A 22,065-nucleotide genomic window follows, 5' to 3' on the forward strand; every position below is an offset into this window, starting at 1 on the left:
CCTGTTTCGGCGACTCAAAGGCTTCCGCAGAATCTTCTCCCGCTTCGACAAACTCGACGTCATGTTTACCGGGTTCATCAATTTCGCCCTGATTGCAGATGGGCTGCGTTGTGTTAACAGGCCCTAGGCTATGTAGAAGGCGTCACGCACGATTACATCCGCCACGGCACGACGACGCTGTTTGCCGCGCTGAACGTGATGAATGGCGAAGTCTTGGCGCAGTGCCGGCCACGCCACCGCCATCAAGAATTCCTGGCGTTCTTGCGCATGATCGACAAGGCCGTTCCCGCCGAACTGGACATCCATTGCGTGGCCGATAACTACGCCAGTCATAAGCATCCGAAGGTACGCGCCTGGTTGGCCGAGCGACCCAGATGGCACATGCACTTCGTGCCCACCTATTCCAGTTGGCTCAATCAGGTCGAACGCTTTTTCTCCATCATCACTTCACGCGCCATCCGCCGCGGCTCGTTCACCAGCGTCAAAGACCTCATCGGCAAGATCCAGAACTTCGTGCACAACTACAACCAATCCTGCAAGCCCTTCATCTGGACTGCCACCGCAGACTCCATCCTTGAAAAAATCGTTCGATTATGCGGGCGTATTAATGGGGCAGAACACTAGGTGTTGCTTGCCGATAAATCGCTTGTGCTCGAGATCGACCGGCGATCGTGCCTCGTCCCAAGGGCGCGGATATGCCTGCCGAATAGGCTTGGTCGTCGTTGCGCCAGGCGGTGAGCCAACCGGGATTGGACAACGCCCTGCCAGAAGGCTCGGTCTGCGTGTTCCTCAGGCGGCTGTAGCCCACATGCACCTTGAGCAGTCGGAAGTCGTAGCTGGCTCCCACCGTTATCGCTGACGGATCGGCCTGGCTGGTGGCGCTGGCCGCGACGTCCGTGCGCATGTAGCTCACGCCCGCCTGCACCGGGCCGCCAGTATATCGAGCGCCCAGATCGAGCATGCGGTTGTTGTTCTTCGAACCGGCGGCCTCGTTGACGATGTTCGCGCCCGGAAGAGGCGTGCCGATATTAAAGCTGTAGCCGCCGGCGGCCTGCAAGCCGCCCATCGATGGCGACGTGTAATAGACGGAATTGTCGACCCGACCGTTGCCGAACGAATCGTCGTCGAAGCCGAAGGTGGAACCCACGGTGTTGCGCCCCATCGCCAGCCCGAAGGGGCTGGCGATGCTGGGCAACCAGGAGAATGCCAGGTTGAGCGTACGGCCGAGTTTCAACTCCCCCAATTGATCCGAATTCAAGCCCACGTAGGCATTGCGGCCGAAGAGCCGGCCGCCGTTGCCCAATGCGCCCGTATCCGGAGAGAAGCCGTTCTCGAGTACGAAAACGGCTTTGAGGCCGTCGCCCAGATCTTCGCTGCCAAGCAATCCGACGGTGCGTACAACCCGTTATCGATCGCGGTGCTCGAATGATTGCCTTCGATCTTATCGTTGATAAGTCCCAGATCGACTCGGCCGTAAAGCCGCAGGCTGGTCGATTCCTGTGCCTGGATCGTTCCAGCGCCCGCCAGGGTTACCATCGTGGCGACGGTACCCAACAGAATTCTCCTCATGCTACCCCCTTTGGTGAGCCGGACTTCGCCGGCTATTGATATTGAATGTGCTGGTCGCTAAAGGCGATCAGCTGTTTCCTCCTGCCCTTGTCAACGATGTGGTCCCCAGATTGTTGCGTTCTCAGGCAGCCCAGTTCCGCTCGCGCAGCCAATCGATGCAGAACTTCGCCGCGGTGGCCAGGTGTTCGGGCTGGCCAGCGTAATAATGGTTCGCGCCTTCGACGACCTTGTAGGTCTTGTCGGTGGACCCGGCAGCGTTGTAGACCAGTTTCGTATGAGGTTGAGGGACCGCATCATCAGCGGAATTCTCGATGGCAAGCAGCGGCGCGCTTATTTGGGCGGCGCACTTTTCGCCATCCGCCTGCGAGTCCTCGATGGACCATTGCGACAACCACGAACGTAGTGTCGAGAATCGGCCGACACCTATCGGACTTGAATTGACCGTTTCGGGATTACCTAAGAAACAGGTTCCTGGAATACGGAGATTCGGGTCGATTGCCGGATCGAGAAAGCGCGGGTCGGCCATGGTGCGATGGGTAACGAAGCCACGTTCGACTTCCTTGCCACCAGCAGCGGTCAAACGACGCAGCGTTTCCTTGACCCAGGCCGTCCGCCTCCTTATACGAGCCAGTTGCGCCGCGCGAAAACGTTGCAAATACTCCGCGGAATAAGGGGTCTGGTTCGGATTGGCGGGGTTGTAGAGGTCAAGTTCGACGTCTCTACGGTCGGGATCGTCCTCGTCTAGAACAGAGGGATCAATCCATTCGCGGAGCAGACGGGCGCGCGAGAGGTGGCTTGCCGGAAGGATTATTCCATCGGCTGGAATGAGACAGCCCTTCTTGATGTCGATGGGATCGCCCGCCGGCGTCTCGGTAATGGTTGGATGCTCGGCTTGCGATTGATATAGCAGCGACAGCGAGCCGCCGCCCGACCAGCCGACGATAAGGACGTTCTTATAGCGCCAGGTCTCTCTTGCATGGCGCATGAAGGCGCCAAGGTCCAGAAGGACTTTCTCGAAGATCAAGGCCGTATCGTTGCGGGCATAGCGGCTCGCCGCGCACAGCACATGCAAGCCTTGTTGCACCATGGCCTTGGGCAGAGGCAGCAGTTGCAGGGTAGACGCCGGGTGCATATAAATAAGAAGCGTGTCCGACGAATGATCGGACGATGCACCCGAAGGCATGTATCGGATGCCTTCCAGATGAACGAGGCCCTGGCTGCTGTTAAACCCGTAGGTATCCCGAAAGGCGGATGATTCAGGATATTGCAGGTGAACCCAATCGGCGACAATTGGTTGAAGGGGCGGCATCAGTGGGATTCCGTTGGCGATTCGACTCGAATCGATAGCCGAGTCTAAGTCGCGGCGCGGACATTCCCACGTTAAGGTCGATTCCCGATCGATGACGGCGGCGGCCTATTGCAGCCGTTTCGACACCGACGGCGTGACGCCTCTTCGAGGAAACCCAGGGTGCGTGGCCGACGCATTCCTGGAACGACATAGGGCGAATCCAAAGGGCACGCGTGTATGGATCGTCTCTAAGGCTGGCGTATGAGGCGGCCAGCTCATTTCAAGACGAACATGGCCCGCGGCCTCAGTACGAAGCCGGCTTCCCGCTGTTCGATGACGTGGGCGATTTGGCCAGCGGTGCGGGCGATTCCCCAAACGGCGACAGCGCTCTTCGAGGGCAGCCCCAGGGCGGCGGTGAGCGTCACCAGGCCTGCAGGCAAACCCGGATGCAAATCAAGATCAGCCTCGATGCGATCGAGAAAACGCAGCATGTTCTGGAGCACGGGCGTCTCGGCCCGGGGCAAGAGTGCTCTGGCCTGTTTGATCATCCAATATGCGCGGGGATCGCCATCAGGCGCCAGCGCGGGGTTGAATCCATACAGCGTGGCGCCAAACTTTCTTATTTCGTTCAGCCGCCGGTCCTGGTTCTGATTTCTCGCCCCTCCGGAAAGCAGCTCGGTCAGCCGGTCACAGATGTGGCCGGTCAGAAGGCCCGAGTGCGCGCACAAGCCCGCGGCCACGCTGGCGTAGAGGTCGGCCCCCGACGAGGCGACCACTCGCGCCGTGAAACTTGCTGGCGAGAGTTCGTAGTCGGCGCACAAAACCATCATCGCGTTGAGAGCCGCGATGGCCTCGGGATCGGCCGCGCGGCCCAGGATCCGGTGAATGCTGGCGGCCAGCGGCTTGCCCGCAAGCACCGCGATGTACTTGCGCTTGCTCGACAGCAGACCCAGCATGCCCGTCAGGATCTGGATGATCTGCCGGGCAGCATCCAGCGTGGTGCCAAGCTTGAACTGTTCGGGGCCTGGCGGCGCCACGCCCAGCGCCAGAACGACGCCCGCCAGGGTCTTTACGATGTCGCAGGTGCCCCCATCGGACAGCCCGGTCACCGGCGGCGGCTGGAACTCGGGCACGTCGTTCCAACAGACCCGGTCCTCCAGCCACACCCCCGTCCACAGCCATGAAGCGACGGCCTCGAAGGTACAGCCCTGATCCGCCAGGTCCACGGCAAGCCGTCCGCGATAGCGGGGACCCTGCAACGTGATTTCGGAGATGCGGCTCGTTATGACCGGCTCGCCATAGCGCATGACCGTTTCAGCGACGGCGCCGATGCCCGAGCGCGCCAGGCTCTTGGCCCGCAAGCGCTCGACGTCGGCACGCGCGAACACATGCGCGCGGCCTTCGTTCGACGGAAAGCTGCGGATCCAGCCGCGGCTGACGTAGGTATACAGGGTTTCTTTTTTTACGCCCAACAGTTGCAACGCGGCATCGCGCGAAATGTTGTCTTCGTCTTCCAGAGGAACTTCAGGCTCGGCGGAAGACTCCGGGAGCGCGGTCGATTTTGACATGGCGGGGAACGGATTCGGCCTTGGACATCGATCGGAATTTGGGCTGACTGCACTATGTTCTGACACGTCTACGCCACAAGTCAAGGTCCAACAAGGGCCCGCCTCCGACAGCGGCCTCGAACGGCAGCCATACGTCGATCCGCGATCGATGCTATCTCTTGGCATGCCCTCAGCGAGCTAGTATGGCCTCCCTACAGCGTCGAGCTGGCTACATTGGAGAAACCCTATGGGCAGCAGATGGAATGGCCTGGAATTAAGAAGCCAAACGAACGAGGGCGCGCCTGCCGATGCCCAGACAACGCCGCTGGCTACCAGGCGACAACTTCGTCAAAAACCAATGTCTATGGGCTTGCTTATTACTACAGCCTGAGCAAACGCACCGGCCTGTACGCTTTCGTCAACGCCGGACACTCCCGGGATTTCAACAGGAACACCGATATATCGCGGCGGCAGGTTGCGCTTGGCGTTTCCCACGCTTTCTAGCTTCATGGCGAATATATCGCCATTAGGATCTGGGCCTCCAGGGCCGAGATCCGTTGACCTTCACGATCCGCCGCGGAGAGCCTTGAATGAAACTCGCAACCCTCAGTACATCCTGCCGCGACGGTCAGCTCGTTGTCGTATCGCAGGACCTGGAACATTGTGTCGCGGTGCCAGACATCGCGGCCACCGTGCAGCAAGCCCTGGATGACTGGAATCACGCCGAACCCGCTTTGCGCGACGTCTATCGTCGGCTCAGTGACGGCGCACTGCCCGACACCCGGCGCTTCGACCCTCAGGCATGCCATTCGCCGCTGCCGCGCGCCTATCAGTTTCTGGACGGTTCGGCCTATCTGAATCATGTCGAGTTGGTTCGCAAGGCGCGCGGCGCCAAAGTGCCCGAGTCGTTCTACAACGATCCCCTCATGTACCAGGGTGGATCCGATAGTTTCATTCCACCCTATGCGGCCATGCGTGCCGATGAATCCTGGGGCATCGATTTCGAAGGCGAGATCGCGGTGATTACCGGCGACGTGCCGCTGGGCGCCGCACCCGCCGATTGCACGGGTGCGATACGCCTGGTGACGCTTATGAATGACGTATCGCTGCGCGAGCTGCTGCGCACGGAAATCGCCAAAGAGCTTGGCTTCGTGCAGTCCAAGCCGGCGTCTTCGTTCGCACCGGTGGCCGTTACTCCCGATGAGTTGGGCGGTGCGTGGCGCGATTCCAAACTGTACCTGCCCGTCTGTGTGCACCTGAACGGCAAGCTCTTCGGCAAGCCGAATGCAGGCCTCGATATGAATTTCGATTTTTCGCAGCTTGTTTCGCACGCTGCCCTTACCCGTGATCTGGAAGCCGGATCAATTGTTGGCAGCGGCACAGTTTCCAATAAGCAAGATCTGCGGTGGGGTTCCAGCATCGACCAGGGCGGGGTGGGCTACTGCTGCATCGCCGAACTGCGAATGTACGAAATCATTGAACAGGGCCGGCCCATCACGCCTTTCATGAGGCATGGCGACACGGTTAGCCTGGAGGTACTGGACGAAAACGGCAAGACAGTCTTCGGGCGAATCGAAAACCATGTACACGCGATCGGCCGTGACGCCGACCGCCTGGCAACAGATTTCCCTTCCAATACTCGATCGAGTATCGACCAATCGTAGATCTTCAACAACGCTCGCTCCACACTGCCATTCATCCCGTGCCGGTTGCCGCGAGATGTCGGTGCCATCGCTGTTTTCCGGGCCCAGGCACGTGTCCCCGAGGAGAAGAAATGTTGGAAGCCACAAGAATCGACCGCATTACACGGCTCGCACCCTATCGCTCGGGAGCCCGGCTGGCCGAAACCGCAGAGCTGCGATATCAGACGGGCTTCGCCAATGAACTGGCCAGCGAGGCCCTGCCCGGCGCATTGCCGGAAGGGCAGACGAGCCCCCAGCGCCCGACATATGGGCTATATACCGAGGGCCTGACCGGTACGTCGTTCACCTCGCCGCGCCAGGAAAGCCGGCGTACGTGGGTTTACCGGATCCAGCCTTCGACCGTAAGCGGCCCGTTCGTGAAAACGGACAGCGGCTTGATCCGGACCGCGCCGTTGGCCTTAGGGTGGTCGCCCAATCCGCAGCGCTGGGCACCTTTTCCCATCCCGGATACTCCCGCCGATTTCGTCCAGGGATTGATTACGCTCGCGGCCAACGGAGATCCGGCCACTCGACTCGGCATGGCCGTGCATATTTATCTGGCGAACCGATCGATGACCGATCGCGCGTTCGCGAATCTTGACGGCGAAATGCTGATCGTGCCGCAGCAGGGTTCGCTGCTGGTTACCACCGAGCTGGGCATATTGGCGGTCCGCCCCACGGAAATCCTGGTCATCCCCAAGGGACTACGCTTCAAGGTGGAATTGCCCGATGGCCCCTCGCGCGGGTATGTATGCGAAAACTACGGGGCGCCGTTCCGTTTGCCTGAACTAGGGCCCATCGGTTCGCACGGGTTGGCCAATATCCGCGATTTTCTGGCTCCGGTGGCGGCGTTTGAAGAACCCGACCGGCCTTATGAAATTATCGGCAAGGCGGGCGGAAGCCTCTGGGCGGCCCAAACGAATCATTCGCCATTCGATGTCGTGGCATGGCAAGGCAATTCGGTGCCGTGCAAGTACGACCTGAGCCGGTTCATGACCGTATCGTCCGTCAGCTTCGACCACACGGACCCTTCGATCTACACCGTCCTGACCGCTCCGTCGGATACGCCGGGAACGGCCAACGTGGATTTCGTCGCATTTACCCCCCGCTGGATGGTCTCGGAGCACACCTTCCGGCCACCATATTTCCATCGCAACGTGATGAGCGAATTCATGGGCCTGATCGAGGGCCGCCACGAAGCCAAGGCGGACGGATTCCTGGCGGGCGGCGCGAGTCTGCACAATTCCGGCGTCGCGCATGGCCCTGACGCCGCCACGACGAAGCTGGCAATGGCCGCTGACCTCGTGCCGCAGAAATTCGATCATTCCTACGCATTCATGTTCGAAACGTCTTATCCCCTGCGGTTGACTGAATACGCCTTGAATTCGCAGCAGTTGCAGCAAGACTACGCGCAATGCTGGCAGGGAATCGAATCCTTGTTCACCGGCAAGCCTTGACCCTATGGAACGGAGATCTCATGAACGCACCCGTCGAACTTACGCTCGCCGCGCCGGAGCCTTTTGCCCACCTGTGCGACGCCATCGAAAAAACGCGCCTGCCCCCAGCGCAAGCCTCGCAGCTGCCTGGGGAACTCTATTGTTCCAAGCAGGTGGCGCAGCTTGAAAAAGACCGTATCTTTCTGCATACATGGCTGTGTATAGGCCGAGAGGAGCAGATTCCCAACCCCGGCGATTATTTCACGCAAAGCATCGCGGGCGAGCCATTCATTGTCAGCCGCGATGACAACGGCAATGTCAGCGCATTCTTGAACATGTGCCTGCACCGTGGCGTGCCCGTCGCGTCGGGCCACGGTAACGCCCGCGGCTTCCGCTGTCCCTATCACGCTTGGAACTACGACATAAAGGGAAATCTGCGCGCCGCGCCCTATATGGGAAAGAGCACCATGACCAGCACCGAAGGTTATCGGCTCAAGCCCATCCAACTGCAGCTGTGGCGCGGCTGGATATTCATCAGTTTCAACGACAATCCGCTCGGCTTTACCGAGTTCATCGAGCCGTATGAGCGAGAACTGTGGTGGTTCCGAACCGAACAATGCAGGTCGGCGGAGAAAGTCGTGCTAGAGGTGAACTGCAACTGGAAGCTGCTGGTCGAAAACTTGATCGATATCTACCACGTACCAGTGATACACAAGACGTCTTTCGGCAGCTTCCTGAAGACTGACCGCAATGCGATCGAGTTCGAATTACTGCCGCGCGGCGGGTGGATATACGAGCAGGAAGCGCGGCCGCATTCGAAGGATGGCGAGCCATTGTTCCCGATCTTGCCCTGGCTCGAAGGCATGAGTTCCAGTACGTCGATCAAGGCGGGGATATTTCCCAATCTGAATCTTTCGTTGCGGGCTGACAGCTTGCGCATGTGGCAGGTCTGGCCGGTCGCCGTTGATAAGACTGAAATCCACTTGTACAGTCTGTTTCCGTACGCCGTGTTCGAGCGCCCCGACTTCCAGACCCGCTATGAAGAATACAAGGACTTCATTGTGCATGCCATTACCGACGAAGACGGTCCGATGGTCGTGGAACTGCAAAAGGCGGTTAACTCGCGGTTCTACAAGCCTGGCCAGATGTCGCATTTGGAAGGTGCGGTGCACCATCTGATGAATTATTACCTGGATGCGATGGGAGCCCCCGCGTGAAGACCGTTGATACCTCGGTTCTGATCGTGGGAGCGGGCCCAGTCGGGCTGGCGTTGGCCATGGAACTTGGTTGGCGCGGCATCGACTGCATGGTCGTCGATCAGCACGATGGCAAGTTTCTCTTGCCGCGCGCTTCGGGAATATCGGCTAGAACGATGGAATTCTGTCGCCGCTGGGGAATCGTCGATCGTGTACGTGCGGCAGGATTTCCCAATGATTTCAAGCTCGACATCATATTTTGTACCAGCCTTGCCGGCCATACGCTGGAACGCGACCCGTATCCCGCATTGAAAGACCTTTCCCCTCTGGACTTCAGCCCCGAGAACAAATATCGCTGCCCACAACATATGTTCGATCCGGTTCTGGAGCAGTCTGCCAAGGAGTTCCCCAGCGTTCGCATTGAAAGGTGCTGCCGCTTGGAGGATTTCGAACAAGATAACGAAAGGGTGCTCGCCACAGTTACCCGGCTTGAAGAATCTCTGGCCTACGATTTCGATGCGGACGCCCGGACCGCGGCGGGGGGGGCAAGGGCCGCCGCTGGCAAGCAGTACGCCATTCGCGCGAAATATATGGTGGGCTGCGACGGTGTCAATAGCGGAGTGCGCGCAGCATTGGGCATAGACGTGGAGGGCAACCCCGCCCTCAGCTATTCGATCAGTGCCCTGATAACAATTCCCCATCTTGAGCGATATCACGAAAAGGGAACCGCCGAGCGCTATATATTTGTCGGACCGGAGGGGGTGTGGGGCAATCTGACGGTGGTGGATGGACGGGGCGAATGGCGCTTGACCATCGCCGGAACGGAAGAAAAGCTGGATCTGAAGCGGTTCGATATGACAGCCGCCGTGCGCCGTTGCCTCGGCCGCGATGACATACCCTTCGAAATAACGACGGTAACTCCATGGCGGCGGCGACAGATTGTGGCCCGCCATCTTCGCAAGGGCCGGGTCTTTTTGGCCGGGGACTCCGTGCATGCTATGTCGCCGACCGGCGGCTTTGGCATGAGCACCGGCGCAGCCGACTCAGTCGATTTGGGATGGAAGCTTGAGGCCGTATTGCGCGGCTGGGGCGGCAGCGACCTGCTCGACACTTACGAAATCGAGCGCCTGCCCGTGGCAGTGCGCAATACCGCGGCGGCGGCGAACAACTTCAAGCCGTGGCGGCTTGCCTTGGATTATTCACACATATTGGAAAATACGTCCGCGGCGGAGGAGGACCGCCACACGGTTGGTGCCGCACTCAAGCAGGCATTCAAGCCCGAATGGGAAACCTGGGGCACCACGATGGGATACCGATACGATACATCGCCCATTTGTATTTCCGACGGTACGCCAGCGCCCCTCGACGATTCCACGATATACGAGCAGTCGGCTCGGCCGGGCTCGCGCGCGCCTCACGCGTGGCTGGCCGACGGCCGCTCGACCCTCGATTTGTTCGGACGGGGGTTCGTCCTGCTGTACTTCGGCTTGGACAAGGCTCGGGCGGAATCCCTATCGGCCGCCGCCGCCGCGGTCGGCATGCCTTTGCAGGTCGTCGCCATCGACCAGCCCGATATTTCCGCGCTCTATGAAAGGAAGTTGGTGCTGGTCCGTCCGGACGGCCACGTCGCGTGGCGCGGCGATCGATTGCCGGACGATGTCACGGGCCTTGTCGATACGGTGCGCGGCAATCTGCGGAACCAGCAGGTTCGAGCACCCCAAGCGCAGGCTACTGGTAGATAGATCGAAGATCAAACGACGAGGCGGCCAGCCTTGCGGAAGAAAGTTCAATCGAGGAGACACGATGTTGAAGAGCTTCAATCGCCGCATGGTTCTGACTCTCCTGGCGGCCGCCTGCGGCGCAGGCATGGGCGGTATCGCCCGTGCACAAGGCTATCCCGACAGACCCATTCGCATGATCATTCCCTTTCCTCCGGGAGGCGGGCTGGATACGATCGGCCGCGTGGTGGCAGCCGAGCTGTCGAAACAATTGAATGTCTCTGTCGTAGTGGACAACCGGGGTGGTGCTTCGGGCGCCATAGGCGTGGAAGCGGCCGTGCGCGCTCCCAGCGACGGCTATACGATCTTGTTCTCCAGTTCAGACACGCTAACCATTCTTCCGCTACTCAGAAAGCTGCCATTCGATACGGCCAAGGATCTTCGACCGCTGGCCAAGGTGGCCGATTTGTACATCGTCTTCGCAACGAATCCGGCGGTGCCGGCCAAATCAGTGCAGGAACTGGTCACGTTGGCGAAGTCCGAGCCCGGCAAACTGCGCTTTGCCTCGCCTGGCATCGGGTCCGTATCGCACATGACTTTCGAAGGTTTTAAGCTGCGCACCCATACGAATATCCAGCATGTTCCCTACAACGGTGGCGGGCCGGCGCAGGTTGCGGTCATGGGCAATCAGGTCGAGATTCTTTCCGGTGGTGCCAATCTGTACAAAGTGATCAATGCCGGAAAATTGCGAGGCATTTCGATCAGCTCGGCCACCCGCAATCCGCTTCTGCCGGACGTGCCAACTTTGGTGGAAAGCGGTTTGAAGGACTATGTTTTTGGTTCGTGGTTCGGTTTTTTTGTTGGCATTCACACGCCCGACCCCATCGTCGCCAAATTGCAGGAAGCATTGCGGAAAACGACGCAGACGCAAGAATTCAAGGAAATGGTGGAAAGCGGTGGTGGTGTGCCGGGCTATTCCGCGGGCAAGGAATTCAGCGACTACATGGCCAAGGAGTCGGAGCGCTGGAAGGAAATTGTGGACCAAGCGAATATCAGGATGGACTGACGAGGGTCTCGATGCGGCCGCCGTATCTTGTGCAGGCTCCGTCAGCAAGAATGAATGGAAACCAGAGCACGGGCACCGTTTCGCGTGAGTAACTGTCAGGCTAAGCGCGGGCCAGCGTTTTCGCTTGTCGATAGCTGGCTTCCACCAAAGTCACGCAAAGGGGTTTCTCAATGTCAGACTGTCTTCAATGATCAGGCCGTGATGCATGTCTTCGGTATACAGTGTCCGGCAGCCTTCCATCGAAGCCGTAGCTACGATGCAGGCATCATAGAAGGCCAGCCCATGGCGCTCGGCGACCCGTCGGGCCAGGTCATGGGTTTCGATGGTCAGCGGTACGAGATTGCACAAGCTTTTCACTACATCAAGAAGCTGTCCCACCTCGCTCCAGGTCATTCCGAGCTTGCGAATGCAGACATTCGTGACTTCGTTGAGCACCTGGACACTGATGGTCGGCCTGAGCCTGAGCAACGCTTCCGAACGATCCGCCTTGGCAGTGTCTTCCGACAGCAAATAGAGAACGATATTGCTGTCGATAAACACCTTGGTCTTAGCCCCGCTCATTCGCCTCGTCCCGACTGAATTTGAAGTCGGACGGCAGCTTGCCACGGAAGCGGCGTAGACGCTCCAGCAATTCATCTGTCCCCGGCTTTTTGCGCACGGCGAAGGTCCGCGGGCTGTCGACCACGATTTCGATATCGTCCCCCTCCCGCAATCCAAGCGCTTCAACCAGGCTTGACGGGAGCCGCACGGCCAGGCTGTTGCCCCACTTCGCGACTTGCATGGAATCGTCCTTTTGGATATACATTTTCTATTGTATATCCTGGAGGCCGAGGCGCAACTAAGTCGCGGCAACCGAGAACGCAGAATCCGCGGCAAGCGCAAGGGCCGTTTCCCGGAGCAAGGCGAGCACGCGGGGCCGTCGATCCGCTCCGCACTTCTCGCTCGGGACCATGACGCCAATCGACGCGATGGGCCGCTTGAACCGGTCGACCACGGGCACCGCGATGCCCGTTGTTCCCTGGGTGATGTCCCCCTCGTTCAAACCGAAACCGCAGCGACGCGAACGCTGGAGGATTCTCCGATAGGCCGCTGCGCGTTCGCCTTTGGCGGCGTGGGGATCACGCCGGTTGGCGGCCAGCAACAGTTCGCGTTCTTGCCTGGGCATGGCAAAAAGCATCGAGATTCCGAACGTCGATTCGGACAGCAGCCGCCGCGTGCCCACTCCGGTGATGGCAGGCACGGCGGCGTCGCCGACCCGATCGATGCATACCGCCTCTTCGCCCGACCTGAGATACAGGAACGCAATTCCGCCAAGCCGCTTGGACAGCTGTTCCAGACCAGGATGCGCGGCGTCTTTGAACGCGGCGTAGGAAGGCAAAGCGAGCGCCAGTTCATAGAGCAACTGGCCCGGAATATATCGACGATCGTCCGGCCGTTGCTGAAGCATGCGCTCCGAACAGAGGCAGGCGACGATCCGATATGTCGTCGATTTTCCGAGACCGCAATGCGCCGCCAGATCGGTGAGCCGCCATCCGATCTCCCGGCGGTCTGCCACGGCCTTCAAGATATTGATTGTGCGGATGATGCTCTGGGTGCCGGCGGGTGCATTCATATCATCGGGATGAAGAGGCGCTTCATGAGTGGTTGAGCTGATGTTTTACATTATGGAACAACGATGGCAACCGTGCGGCAGCGGGACAGTCTGCGACCATAAACTGAGCTGCGTTCAAAAAAATCGCGCGGCACTCGCCTCGCGAGCCCCGGTTTCGTGGAGGAGACACCATGCGAAAGCTCACGCTCGCCGTAGCCATCTTTGCGGTTCTATTCAGCAATATGGCGTTCTCGCAAGATTGGCCGAATCGACAGACTGTCCGCATCATCGTTCCGTTTACCGCGGGCGGGGTCACTGACGCTGTCGGTCGATTGCTCGCCGATGCATTGACGCAGCGATATGGCAAGACCTTCATCGTCGAGAACCGGCCCGGCGCCGGACAGAATGTCGGCGCGCTTGCCCTGGCCAAATCGGCCCCGGACGGATACACCCTGATGGTGACGGCTCCGGGTCCTCTCGCCATCAATCAGTACCTTTATCCGAAGCTTGAATACGATCCACAAGCGTTTGCGCCGATCACCCTGCTGTCGAGCGACCCCCTGGTTTTTGTCGTGAACAGCAAAAGCAAATATCAATCGCTGCAAGACTTCCTCGCGGCCGCCAGGGCGAACCCGGGAAAACTTTCCTATGGTTCATCAGGCGTGGGCGCAACGAGTCACATGATGAGCGCCGTTCTGTTCGCCAAGGCGGGCGTGCAAGTCCTCCACATTCCCTATAAGGGAGGTTCCGAGGCGGCGACGGCGTTGATGGGCGACCAGATCGACATGATCGCCATCGATCCGGTCGCTGCCGTGCCCCAGATTCGTGGCGGCCGCCTGCGGCCGCTGGGCATTAGCGCGGCGAAAGGCACGCCGGTGCTTCCCGATGTGCCGTCCGTCGCCGCTGCTGGCGTTCCAGGCTACGACTATGCCACCTGGCTCGCGCTGATCGGGCCCCCGGGCCTCCCGCCGGAACTGGCCAACCGCATCGCCAGCGCGGTGGAGGACGCCTTCAAGTCGCCGGAATTGCAAAGCAAGCTCGCGGCCTACGGCTCAAGCTATGAAGGAGGCGGCCCGAAGCAGCTTGCCGACTGGATTCGCAAAGAACAGGTCAAGTGGAAGGCGTCCGTTGAGGCGTCTGGCGCAAGAGCCGGACAATAGGCCGCGACGACATGGAAGCGATGAAGCAACCGCTGGACGGCGTGACGATTCTCGATCTCACGCAGATATTCAATGGGCCGTATGCCACCTTCTTGCTGGCCATGGCCGGAGCGGAAGTGATCAAGATCGAGCCGCCCGGGGGGGAGCATCTCAGGAAGCGGCAGGGATCCGCGAAAGGCGCGGCGATGCCGTTCGCCATGCTCAATGCGAACAAGAAATCCGTCGTACTCGACCTGAAAGCCGAAGAGGGGAAATCGGCGCTGATGGCCATGGCACAGCATGCGGACGTCCTGGTCGAAAATTTCGCCCCGGGCGTCATGGCGCGGCTCGGACTGGACGCCTCGCGATTGCAGGCGGCCAATCCGAGACTGATCTACGCGTCGAGCAGCGGTTACGGCAGCAGCGGCCCTTACCGTGACTACCCCGCCATGGACCTGGCTGTGCAGGCGATGTCCGGGCTCATGGAAACCACGGGATATCCCGAGAACCCGCCAGTCAAGGCGGGCGCCACGGTATGCGACTTCGCGGCGGGCTCCCACCTTTTCGGCGCGGTTTGTCTGGCGCTCTATGACAGGGAACGGACCGGGCGCGGACGGCAAGTCGAGGTCGCGATGCTCGATGCGATCTTCCCGACCCTCGCCTCGAGTCTCGGGATGTATTACGGCTCCGGGGGCAAGGAAGCGCCGCGCACCGGAAACAGGCACAGCGGGCTGGCCGTCGCGCCATATAACGTTTATCCAGCGTCCGACGGCTACATCGTGATCATCGCCAGCAACGAAGCGCGATGGATCGCCCTGGCCGACGCACTTGGCCATCCCGAGCTAACGCGCGACGCGCGCTTTCGCACGATGCGCGACCGATGCGCAAACCTGGACGACCTGGATCATGCGCTCGGGCAAATCACCCGCACGCAAACCAAGGAGCAGCTCTTCGCGAAGCTGATCGAGGCCCGTATTCCGAGCGCGCCGGTTCGATCGCTCTTGGAAGTCGTCAATGACCGGCATCTCCATGAACGAGGCATGCTGCACTGGATCGATCACGCCGAATATGGCCGCATGGTGGTCCAGGGCACTCCGATCCGGTTCGAAGGTTTGCCGATGCCGCCCTATCTTCCGAGTGTCCCGCTGGGCGCCGATACGGCTTCCGTGCTGGCGGATAGGGTCGGTGCGCAGGAGCCAACGAGAGCAGGCAAGATCCCATGAGCAACGTTGCCCGACAAGTACCGGAGGATAGCTTCGAGCTGTCGATGATCCGGCAAAGCGCGCGCGACTTCGCGGCACGCCACGCACGAAAGAAGGGCGCTTGGCTGCGGGACGTCGCGGATGACTATATCGAAGAAATCCGGCGACTGGGATGGCTGGCGATGTTCGTTCCGGAGCAATACGGCGGACTCGATCTTGACTTCAAGACCATGGCGGCCCTGGTCGAGGAGCTCGGCAGGGGCCTGGTGGCTGAACCGCTGGTCGCCATCGCCGTGCTGGGAACCCGAAGCCTGGTCCTGGGCGACAAGGAAGTCTTGAAGGAGCGGCTCCTTCCCCGATGCGTCTCCGGTGACGAACTGCCAGCCTTGGCGTGGCAGGAACTGCGCGGCGAATACGATCCCGGTGTCGTGAGTACCAGGGCATCCCTGGAGAGCGGCGATTGGCGTATCGACGGCGGAAAGAATTTCATCCTCGGCGCCGGGATGGCCACCGGGTTCGTGGTCAGCGCACGTACTGACAGCGGAATCGCGCTCTTCTGGATCGATCGCCACGCAGCGGGAGTGGAACTCTCGTTCGAATCGAGAGTGGATGGATCGAAGCTCGGAATCCTGAAGTTGACCGGCGTCGTCGTTCCCGCCGGGAACATGGTTGCTTCGGCAATGGTAGGCCATCGCGTGTTGGAGCAGGCCTTGGACGAGGCCGTCGTGATGACGTCGGTCGAGGCTTACGGCGTGTTGAGCGCGGCCCTTGACGTCACGTTGGCGTTCATGCGGGCTCGCGTGCAATTCGACCGCCCGATCGGAACGTTCCAGGCGCTTCAGCATCGCGCCGTCGATCTATATCTGCTTCAACAGCTCACTTCCGCCGCCGTGGGCGAGGCTGTCGAGGCCATGGACGCCACGTCGGATTCCCGTGAGCGGAGCATTGCCGCGAGCAGGGCCAAATGCCGCAGCAGCATGGCCGGGCTGAAGGTCGGGAAAGAATCGATCCAGCTGCATGGCGCGATCGGGTACACCGACGAATACATCATCGGGCATCATCTCAAACGCCTACTCGTCCTGTCCGCGGTTCTCGGGAACGCCGGAACGCACCGAACCCGGCTGCGCGCGCTGGGCTTGCACCTGAAAGACGATACTTTCGCGGCCGCTCCGCCTCTTTCCCTCGGATCGCCGTCCAGCGCAGAGCCTGGTTCGCAAGACTGGAACGACATGGACGATGCCGAATTCAGGGAAAGCGCTCTTCGCTTCTTCGATGAGCACTGCCCGCGGTCCTTGCGTTTCATGCCGAACCGGCCGCGTTGGGACGAGGTGAGAGAATGGTACTCAACGCTCTCCCGGAAAGGCTGGCTCGCGCCGGGACTGCCCAGGGAATACGGCGGCATGGGCCTTGCGCCGGGCAAGCTCCTGATCTACTTCGAGGCGGCCGCGATGATCGGCCTTCCACGCCTGCACGATCAAGGAATCAACCAGGTCGCGCCGATCCTGATTGCCCGCGGTACGCAAGCACAGCGCAAGGCATTCATACCAAAAATCATTTCGGGCGACCACGTCTGGTGCCAGGGGTACTCCGAGCCCGATGCCGGTTCGGATCTGGCGGCGCTGCGTACCCAGGCACGGCTCGAGGGTGAATACTTCATCGTCAACGGACAGAAGACATGGACGTCGATGGCGCATGACGCGACGCACATGTACGCGCTGGTGCGTACGGACCGCTCCGCAAAAAAGCAAAAAGGAATCAGCTTCCTGCTGATCGACCTCGACCAGCCAGGCGTGACGATCAGGCCAATCAAGAACCTGACCGGGGACGATGAATTCTGCGAAGTATTCCTGGATGACGTCCGTACCCATTGCTCGAATCTCGTCGGCGAAATGAACGATGGCTGGAGCGTGGCCAAATCCTTGCTCGGCTTCGAAAGAACCGTGGCGGGTTCTCCACGCCGCTGCTTTCTGATGCTGAACCATCTGCATACCGTCGCGCGACACACTGGAAAAATCCACGACGCCGTGTTCGCGGACCTCCTGGCCCAGCTCGAACTGGATGTCCTCGATTTGTCCGCCTTGTACGAGCGCCTCGGTGCCAAGCTCCGTGGCGGAGGTTTGCCTGGATCGGAAGTTTCCGGCATGAAGATCCTAGCAACCGAAACGCTTCAGCGCCTGACGGATTTGCTCGTGAGCGCGGTGGATGACGCCGGCGGACTCTACGGCGAGCAAACATTCGGCGCAGAGCGGATCGACGTGCTGGCGCATTACTTTACGGCGCGTCCGTTCACCATCTTCGGCGGCTCCAATGAGATCCAGCGCAACATCATCGCAACGCGGGTTTTGGGACTGCCGAAGGAGGACAGACATGGATGAACCCAACGTCCGTGTGGCGATCGAGGATTTCATCGCTGTCGTCACGCTCGACCGGCCGCCGGTCAACGCGACGTCACGAGCCATGGTGCTCGAAATTCAGGCCGCATTCGACAGCTTCAACAACAACCCGAATGTACGCGTCGCGATTCTGGTCGGCGCGGGAAAAATCTTCTGCGCGGGGGCGGATGTGAAGATGCGCGCGTCCAGCCTCGAGTCGGGCCAGGCCGGCCAACCGGGATCGCACGCCCTTCATGCACGGATTGGCCGTGAAGGGTTCTATTCCATCATGGATTGCGAGGTACCGGTCATTGGCGCGCTGAACGGCGCGGCGGTCGGCGCCGGATTGGCTTTCGCCGCATCCTGCGATTACCTCATCGCTTCCGAGACGGCGTTCATCGCGTTGAATGAAATCAACGTCGGGCTTCTTGGAGGCGGCCGCCACGCGCAAAGACTGCTGGGGACATTTGGCGCCAGGCGGCTCATGTATTCCGGCGATCGCATCCACGCCGCCGAGCTGCTTGAACGCAATGTGGTGGAGAAGGTCGTGCCCGCCGGCGCGCTGATGCAAGAGGCCCTGGCGATGGCACGGGTGATCGCCGAAAAGAGCCCGACCGCGATCAAGATGGCCAAGCGCGCAATGAACGCGGTCGAGTTCATGTCGATTCGCGATGGCTATCGCCTCGAACAGACCATGACAGGCGAACTGTCCCGGACCGAAGACGCGGCAAATGCTTTCGTGGAGAAACGCAAGCCGATTTTCAAAGGCAGCTGATAGGCGATTGTTGCGGGTGGCGTCCCGGCCACTTGAAGTGGGATTCGTCCAGCCATGAGGGGTTTGTCGCCGGTTCGGCGCCGAACTCAACCCGAGTTGCGAGGCCAAGGAAAGCGCTTGCCTGCGAAGGCCGGTTTTACATCGGCCTTGCAGCAACGTTCTGATACTATTGCTTCGGCTTTTTACCTCGGTAGCGGGCCCGCCAATAACCCGTATTTCATGGAGAATCACATGCGTATGCTCACAGGTCTGTTGAGCGTTCTTCTGCTGGTCCTGGCAGGATGCTCCGCAAAGGACTCGGGCGATGTGATCCGGGTGGCCGTATCGCCAGCGTCGCCGCCCAACCTGTACGAGGAGAACGGCCAAACCAAGGGCCTCGATCTGGAGATTTTCGAGGGCTATTGCAAGGCCAGGGGTTGCACCTTGCGCATTACCTCGTACGACTGGCAGGGCATGCTCGGTGCCGTTGTCAGCCGCCAGGCGGACGTGGCCTTTTCGGGTATTTCCATCACTGCGCAGCGCGAGGAGGTCATGGATTTTTCCAAGCCCTATATGGAAAACACCTGGAACCTGGTAAGCCTGAAAAAACAGGACATTCATTTCGACGACCTGGCCGAAATGAAGCAATACACCATCGGCTACCCGCGTGGCATGGCCTACAGCGATTTCATCACGAAGGAGCTGGAGCCGAAGGGCATTTACCGGCTCAGCCAGGTGAAAATGTATCCTTCCTATAACGAAGTGCTGTCGGATCTGCAGAACGGCAATCTGGACCTCGCCTTTCTCGACGGCACCGTCGCCTCGGTGTATCGCAAGACATTGCCGATCCGCGACAGCTACGTGTTCACGGGTTTCGACCGCTTCGGATTCGCCTTTCCCAAGGATTCCGCGTTGCGCAAGGACTTCGATCACTACCTGAGCGACGAACTGGGGCCGGAAGGGTTGAAGGCCATTATCCACAAGTGGCTCGATTGACGGAACCGATCGGCATCCGATGAGTTTCCTGGATATTCTCGGCCTGCTGGCGACAGGAGCCGGCTACACCATCCTGGTCACTCTGTTGTGCAGCGCAACGGGGATTCTGGTGGGCCTCGCCGTCGCCATCCTCTACCGCCTGGGCTGGCGGGCGCTCAATCTTTTTCTGGATGCCTTTACCTATGTGTTCCGGGGCATTCCGGTGCTGGTGCTGCTGTTCATCGTCTTCTTCGGGTGGCCTGGCATTGGCATCAGCGTGCCGCCACTCGTTTCGATGATGTTAAGTCTCGGATTGATCGCGGGCGCCTATCTGGGCGAAGTGTTTCGGGGCGCCTTCGACTCGGTCGACGCGAATGAGATCGTGGCGGCGGAGGCAATGGGCATGAGCCGGATGCAGGCGCTCCTTTACATAGAGATTCCGCAAATGCTGCGGTTCTCCGTGCCCGGCATGATCAACGAGTTCACCACGGTGCTGAAGTATTCGCCCTTTGCCTATACCGTGGGCATTCCCGAAGTGATGAAGCAGGCCATGGCCTTGTCCGCCGCCACACTGCGTGGGGTGGAAATCTACGTTGCCGTGGGCCTCATCTATTTCGCGATCTACAAGGTGCTGGTGACAGTGGTGTGGGCGCTGGAAAAACACTACCGCGTGCCTGGCCTGACGGGGCATTGAGAGAAAACATGGCACTGCTGACAGTCCGCAACCTGGTGATGGAATACGAGGGCAAGGCCGTCCTCAAGGGGATCGATCTCGATCTCGACGAGGGCGAGCTCAAGGTGGTGATGGGCCCCTCCGGATGCGGTAAGTCCACCCTGCTGCGCTGCCTGAACCGGTTGATTACGCCGACTTCGGGGCAGGTGATTTTCCGTGGCGAGGATGTCACGCTGCCCGGAACCGATGTGCGCGCCCTGCGCCAGCGCATCGGGTTCGTATTTCAGAACTTTGCCCTGTACCGTCATCTGACCGCCCTCGAAAACGTGACCCTCGGGCTGCGCAAGCTGCGCCGCATTCCGGCCGCCGAGGCCGCCGAGCGCGCCAAACACGAATTGCGCCGCATGGACATGGTCGAGCACCATCACAAATATCCGGCCCAGCTCTCGGGCGGGCAGAAACAGCGGGTGGCCATCGCGCGGGTGCTGGCGATGGACCCGGCGGTGCTGTTCTTCGATGAGCCGACCTCGGCCCTCGACCCGTTGATGGCCCGGGAGATCATCAACGTGATCAACCAATTGCGCCGGGATAATGTTTCGATGCTGTGCGTGACCCACGACCTGTTCCTGGCGCGCTCCGTCGGAGGCCGGGTGCTGTTCCTCGACCAGGGGGTGATTCACGCGGAAGGCGATGCCGAACAATTGTTCGGCGACCATGCGGATCCGCGCATCCGCGCCTTCTTCAGCCAGGAGTCCCGCGATGACCGGGAGGCCGGCAGCCCATGAGCGGCCTGGCTGTCTTTCTGCGGCAAGTGGCGGATTTCGGTCCGCAGATCCTGGCGGGCCTTGGCAATACGCTGTTGCTGGCTTGCATCATCACGGTTACCGGATTGCTGGGCGGCATCGGGGTTTTCTATCTGACCCTCAGCCAGAATCGCATCTGTCGCAGGCTTACCGAAGGCTATATCTCTTTCTTCATCGGCACGCCGCTTATCGTGCTGCTGTTTTTGATGTATTACGGGCTGCCGCAATGGGGACTGCGCCTGTCGCCGCTGACAGTCGCGGTCATCGGCTTCACCATGAATGTAGCGGCCTACAACGCGCGCTACCTGATGACGGCCTACCGCGGGCTCGATCAGGATGAACTGGAGGCGGCGCGGGCGCAGGGCTTCACGGCGGGGCAGGTGTTCCGCCTGATCACTTTGCCGCAGGTGCTGCGCCTCTCGGTTCCCGCCCTGTCGAATCAGGTGATCCTCAACCTGAAGGACAGCTCGGTGGCTTTCCTGATCCAGTACACCGAATTCTTCGCCTATGTGCAGGACTTCGCCATACGCAATTTCCAGTTCTTCAAGGCCTATGTAATGGCCGGGCTGGTGTACCTGGCGCTGGTTTCGGTCATCGTGTTCGCGGCGCGCGCGTTGGAGCGGCGCTTTGTCCTTCCGGGCACGCGACGGTTGTAGTCGCTCCATCCGATGGCTTCTCGCGCACGGGGATTTAAACATTAATCTGGTTCAGGGCCATGGAGACCGTGCCGCGAATACCGTGGCCGGTCAGTTGGTCTTGGTCGCCGTTTGCGTTTGCGAGTTGGGATGGAGCGCTCGGTACGGGGTATGTTTGGCGAGCGGGTGTCTGGCAGGTTCGGGCCTATGGCCGGATCGACAGTCTCTTTGACCAGCAATACGCTGGCTCGGGTTATCGTGAACGAGGGAAATGGGCGGTATTTCGAGCCAGCGCCGGGTCGCGGCTGGAGCGCGGGCATCGGAGCGACCTACACCTACTGATCATGCCGCCGCTGTCGGAGTCGGTGCGCTGCGCTGAGCGTTGCCCCATCGGGTAACGGCCATTTTTCGAAAGGAGC

The 22,065-nt window shown here is 60.3% G+C and carries 20 protein-coding genes and 2 pseudogenes; 15 read left to right on the forward strand and 7 right to left on the reverse strand.

Features of this window, described 5'->3' with window-relative positions:
* Positions 1-123: 123 nt before the first annotated feature.
* Positions 124-624, forward strand: a pseudogene (locus CDO46_RS00690) (IS630 family transposase); the annotation flags it as partial.
* Here the strand turns inward: CDO46_RS00690 and CDO46_RS00695 are convergent.
* From CDO46_RS00695 to CDO46_RS28235, 4 genes are all read right to left on the reverse strand, one after another.
* Positions 605-1,384, reverse strand: a complete 780-nt coding sequence (locus CDO46_RS00695; RefSeq protein ID WP_087836656.1) for a porin — start codon at positions 1,382-1,384, stop codon at positions 605-607. The pseudogene CDO46_RS00690 and the gene CDO46_RS00695 overlap by 20 nt on opposite strands.
* A 306-nt stretch (positions 1,385-1,690) precedes the next feature.
* Positions 1,691-2,878: an alpha/beta hydrolase gene (locus tag CDO46_RS00700; protein WP_087836657.1), complete on the reverse strand. Its 1,188-nt coding sequence runs from the start codon at positions 2,876-2,878 to the stop codon at positions 1,691-1,693.
* A gap of 254 nt (positions 2,879-3,132) precedes the next feature.
* A complete protein-coding gene (locus tag CDO46_RS00705; protein ID WP_165963383.1) occupies positions 3,133-4,425 on the reverse strand; it encodes a citrate/2-methylcitrate synthase in 1,293 nt (430 codons plus the stop codon).
* A 327-nt stretch (positions 4,426-4,752) separates the two neighbouring features.
* Positions 4,753-4,914 carry a hypothetical protein gene (locus CDO46_RS28235; protein ID WP_165963384.1) on the reverse strand — a complete coding sequence of 54 codons (162 nt, stop codon included), beginning with the start codon at positions 4,912-4,914 and terminating at the stop codon, positions 4,753-4,755.
* An 80-nt stretch (positions 4,915-4,994) separates the two neighbouring features.
* On the opposite strand from CDO46_RS28235, the gene CDO46_RS00710 reads away from it, so the two are divergent.
* From CDO46_RS00710 to CDO46_RS00730, 5 genes are all read left to right on the forward strand, one after another.
* Positions 4,995-6,068: a fumarylacetoacetate hydrolase family protein gene (locus CDO46_RS00710; protein WP_087836659.1), complete on the forward strand. Its 1,074-nt coding sequence runs from the start codon at positions 4,995-4,997 to the stop codon at positions 6,066-6,068.
* A 110-nt stretch (positions 6,069-6,178) separates the two neighbouring features.
* Positions 6,179-7,543 (forward strand): homogentisate 1,2-dioxygenase, encoded by a 1,365-nt coding sequence (hmgA, locus tag CDO46_RS00715; protein WP_087836660.1) that lies wholly within the window; start codon positions 6,179-6,181, stop codon positions 7,541-7,543.
* Between the two features lie 20 nt (positions 7,544-7,563).
* Positions 7,564-8,739: an aromatic ring-hydroxylating dioxygenase subunit alpha gene (locus CDO46_RS00720; RefSeq protein WP_087836661.1), complete on the forward strand. Its 1,176-nt coding sequence runs from the start codon at positions 7,564-7,566 to the stop codon at positions 8,737-8,739.
* The gene (locus tag CDO46_RS00725) at positions 8,736-10,460 is read left to right on the forward strand and encodes an FAD-dependent monooxygenase (RefSeq protein WP_087836662.1); all 1,725 of its coding nucleotides are present in this window, start codon (positions 8,736-8,738) and stop codon (positions 10,458-10,460) included. Before CDO46_RS00720 ends, CDO46_RS00725 begins: the two co-directional genes overlap by 4 nt.
* A gap of 61 nt (positions 10,461-10,521) precedes the next feature.
* A complete protein-coding gene (locus CDO46_RS00730) occupies positions 10,522-11,502 on the forward strand; it encodes a tripartite tricarboxylate transporter substrate binding protein (protein ID WP_165963385.1) in 981 nt (326 codons plus the stop codon).
* A 150-nt stretch (positions 11,503-11,652) separates the two neighbouring features.
* Here CDO46_RS00730 and CDO46_RS00735 read toward each other — a convergent pair whose 3' ends face one another.
* Genes CDO46_RS00735 through CDO46_RS00745 form a run of 3 tightly spaced genes read right to left on the reverse strand, consistent with a single transcriptional unit; the run spans position 11,653 to position 13,114 of the window.
* Positions 11,653-12,063: a PIN domain-containing protein gene (locus tag CDO46_RS00735; RefSeq protein WP_087836664.1), complete on the reverse strand. Its 411-nt coding sequence runs from the start codon at positions 12,061-12,063 to the stop codon at positions 11,653-11,655.
* Positions 12,050-12,283 carry an AbrB/MazE/SpoVT family DNA-binding domain-containing protein gene (locus CDO46_RS00740; protein ID WP_087836678.1) on the reverse strand — a complete coding sequence of 78 codons (234 nt, stop codon included), beginning with the start codon at positions 12,281-12,283 and terminating at the stop codon, positions 12,050-12,052. The genes CDO46_RS00735 and CDO46_RS00740 overlap by 14 nt, the downstream gene beginning before the upstream one ends.
* Positions 12,284-12,340: 57 nt before the next feature.
* The gene (locus CDO46_RS00745; RefSeq protein ID WP_087836665.1) at positions 12,341-13,114 is read right to left on the reverse strand and encodes an IclR family transcriptional regulator; all 774 of its coding nucleotides are present in this window, start codon (positions 13,112-13,114) and stop codon (positions 12,341-12,343) included.
* A 170-nt stretch (positions 13,115-13,284) separates the two neighbouring features.
* Between CDO46_RS00745 and CDO46_RS00750 the strand changes: the two genes are divergently transcribed.
* From CDO46_RS00750 to CDO46_RS28770, 9 genes and pseudogenes are all read left to right on the forward strand, one after another.
* Entirely contained in the window at positions 13,285-14,253 is a 969-nt protein-coding gene (locus CDO46_RS00750; RefSeq protein WP_087836666.1) for a tripartite tricarboxylate transporter substrate binding protein, read from the forward strand.
* A gap of 11 nt (positions 14,254-14,264) precedes the next feature.
* Positions 14,265-15,455, forward strand: coding sequence for a CaiB/BaiF CoA-transferase family protein (locus CDO46_RS00755; RefSeq protein WP_243724706.1), 1,191 nt, complete (start codon positions 14,265-14,267; stop codon positions 15,453-15,455).
* Complete coding sequence (locus CDO46_RS00760; protein ID WP_087836667.1) at positions 15,452-17,809, forward strand: acyl-CoA dehydrogenase; 2,358 nt, start codon at positions 15,452-15,454, stop codon at positions 17,807-17,809. Before CDO46_RS00755 ends, CDO46_RS00760 begins: the two co-directional genes overlap by 4 nt.
* Positions 17,802-18,581 (forward strand): enoyl-CoA hydratase/isomerase family protein, encoded by a 780-nt coding sequence (locus CDO46_RS00765; RefSeq protein WP_087836668.1) that lies wholly within the window; start codon positions 17,802-17,804, stop codon positions 18,579-18,581. Before CDO46_RS00760 ends, CDO46_RS00765 begins: the two co-directional genes overlap by 8 nt.
* Positions 18,582-18,698: 117 nt before the next feature.
* On the forward strand, positions 18,699-19,556 hold the full coding sequence (locus CDO46_RS00770; protein ID WP_207958702.1) for a transporter substrate-binding domain-containing protein: 858 nt from the start codon (positions 18,699-18,701) through the stop codon (positions 19,554-19,556).
* Between the two features lie 19 nt (positions 19,557-19,575).
* Positions 19,576-20,229 (forward strand): amino acid ABC transporter permease, encoded by a 654-nt coding sequence (locus CDO46_RS00775; RefSeq protein ID WP_087836669.1) that lies wholly within the window; start codon positions 19,576-19,578, stop codon positions 20,227-20,229.
* An 8-nt stretch (positions 20,230-20,237) separates the two neighbouring features.
* Positions 20,238-20,993, forward strand: a complete 756-nt coding sequence (locus CDO46_RS00780; protein ID WP_087836670.1) for an amino acid ABC transporter ATP-binding protein — start codon at positions 20,238-20,240, stop codon at positions 20,991-20,993.
* Entirely contained in the window at positions 20,990-21,667 is a 678-nt protein-coding gene (locus tag CDO46_RS00785; protein WP_087836671.1) for an amino acid ABC transporter permease, read from the forward strand. Before CDO46_RS00780 ends, CDO46_RS00785 begins: the two co-directional genes overlap by 4 nt.
* A 134-nt stretch (positions 21,668-21,801) precedes the next feature.
* Positions 21,802-21,988 (forward strand): annotated as a pseudogene (locus tag CDO46_RS28770) (hypothetical protein); the annotation flags it as partial.
* Between the last annotated feature and the right edge of the window lie 77 nt (positions 21,989-22,065).

Source organism: Pigmentiphaga sp. NML030171 (assembly GCF_002188635.1).
Taxonomy (GTDB): domain Bacteria; phylum Pseudomonadota; class Gammaproteobacteria; order Burkholderiales; family Burkholderiaceae_B; genus Pigmentiphaga; species Pigmentiphaga daeguensis.

What these genes read in the sequence shown, in the direction of transcription:
- CDO46_RS00775 (WP_087836669.1), top strand. Translation starts at nt 19,576, where the DNA reads ATGAGTTTCCTGGATATTCTCGGCCTGCTGGCGACAGGAGCCGGCTAC.
- CDO46_RS00730 (WP_165963385.1), top strand. Translation starts at nt 10,522, where the DNA reads ATGTTGAAGAGCTTCAATCGCCGCATGGTTCTGACTCTCCTGGCGGCC.
- CDO46_RS28235 (WP_165963384.1), bottom strand. Translation starts at nt 4,914, where the DNA reads ATGAAGCTAGAAAGCGTGGGAAACGCCAAGCGCAACCTGCCGCCGCGA.
- CDO46_RS00785 (WP_087836671.1), top strand. Translation starts at nt 20,990, where the DNA reads ATGAGCGGCCTGGCTGTCTTTCTGCGGCAAGTGGCGGATTTCGGTCCG.
- CDO46_RS00750 (WP_087836666.1), top strand. Translation starts at nt 13,285, where the DNA reads ATGCGAAAGCTCACGCTCGCCGTAGCCATCTTTGCGGTTCTATTCAGC.
- CDO46_RS00780 (WP_087836670.1), top strand. Translation starts at nt 20,238, where the DNA reads ATGGCACTGCTGACAGTCCGCAACCTGGTGATGGAATACGAGGGCAAG.
- CDO46_RS00705 (WP_165963383.1), bottom strand. Translation starts at nt 4,425, where the DNA reads ATGTCAAAATCGACCGCGCTCCCGGAGTCTTCCGCCGAGCCTGAAGTT.
- CDO46_RS00700 (WP_087836657.1), bottom strand. Translation starts at nt 2,878, where the DNA reads ATGCCGCCCCTTCAACCAATTGTCGCCGATTGGGTTCACCTGCAATAT.
- CDO46_RS00735 (WP_087836664.1), bottom strand. Translation starts at nt 12,063, where the DNA reads ATGAGCGGGGCTAAGACCAAGGTGTTTATCGACAGCAATATCGTTCTC.
- CDO46_RS00740 (WP_087836678.1), bottom strand. Translation starts at nt 12,283, where the DNA reads ATGCAAGTCGCGAAGTGGGGCAACAGCCTGGCCGTGCGGCTCCCGTCA.
- CDO46_RS00760 (WP_087836667.1), top strand. Translation starts at nt 15,452, where the DNA reads ATGAGCAACGTTGCCCGACAAGTACCGGAGGATAGCTTCGAGCTGTCG.
- hmgA (WP_087836660.1), top strand. Translation starts at nt 6,179, where the DNA reads ATGTTGGAAGCCACAAGAATCGACCGCATTACACGGCTCGCACCCTAT.
- CDO46_RS00765 (WP_087836668.1), top strand. Translation starts at nt 17,802, where the DNA reads ATGGATGAACCCAACGTCCGTGTGGCGATCGAGGATTTCATCGCTGTC.
- CDO46_RS00720 (WP_087836661.1), top strand. Translation starts at nt 7,564, where the DNA reads ATGAACGCACCCGTCGAACTTACGCTCGCCGCGCCGGAGCCTTTTGCC.
- CDO46_RS00710 (WP_087836659.1), top strand. Translation starts at nt 4,995, where the DNA reads ATGAAACTCGCAACCCTCAGTACATCCTGCCGCGACGGTCAGCTCGTT.
- CDO46_RS00755 (WP_243724706.1), top strand. Translation starts at nt 14,265, where the DNA reads ATGGAAGCGATGAAGCAACCGCTGGACGGCGTGACGATTCTCGATCTC.
- CDO46_RS00745 (WP_087836665.1), bottom strand. Translation starts at nt 13,114, where the DNA reads ATGAATGCACCCGCCGGCACCCAGAGCATCATCCGCACAATCAATATC.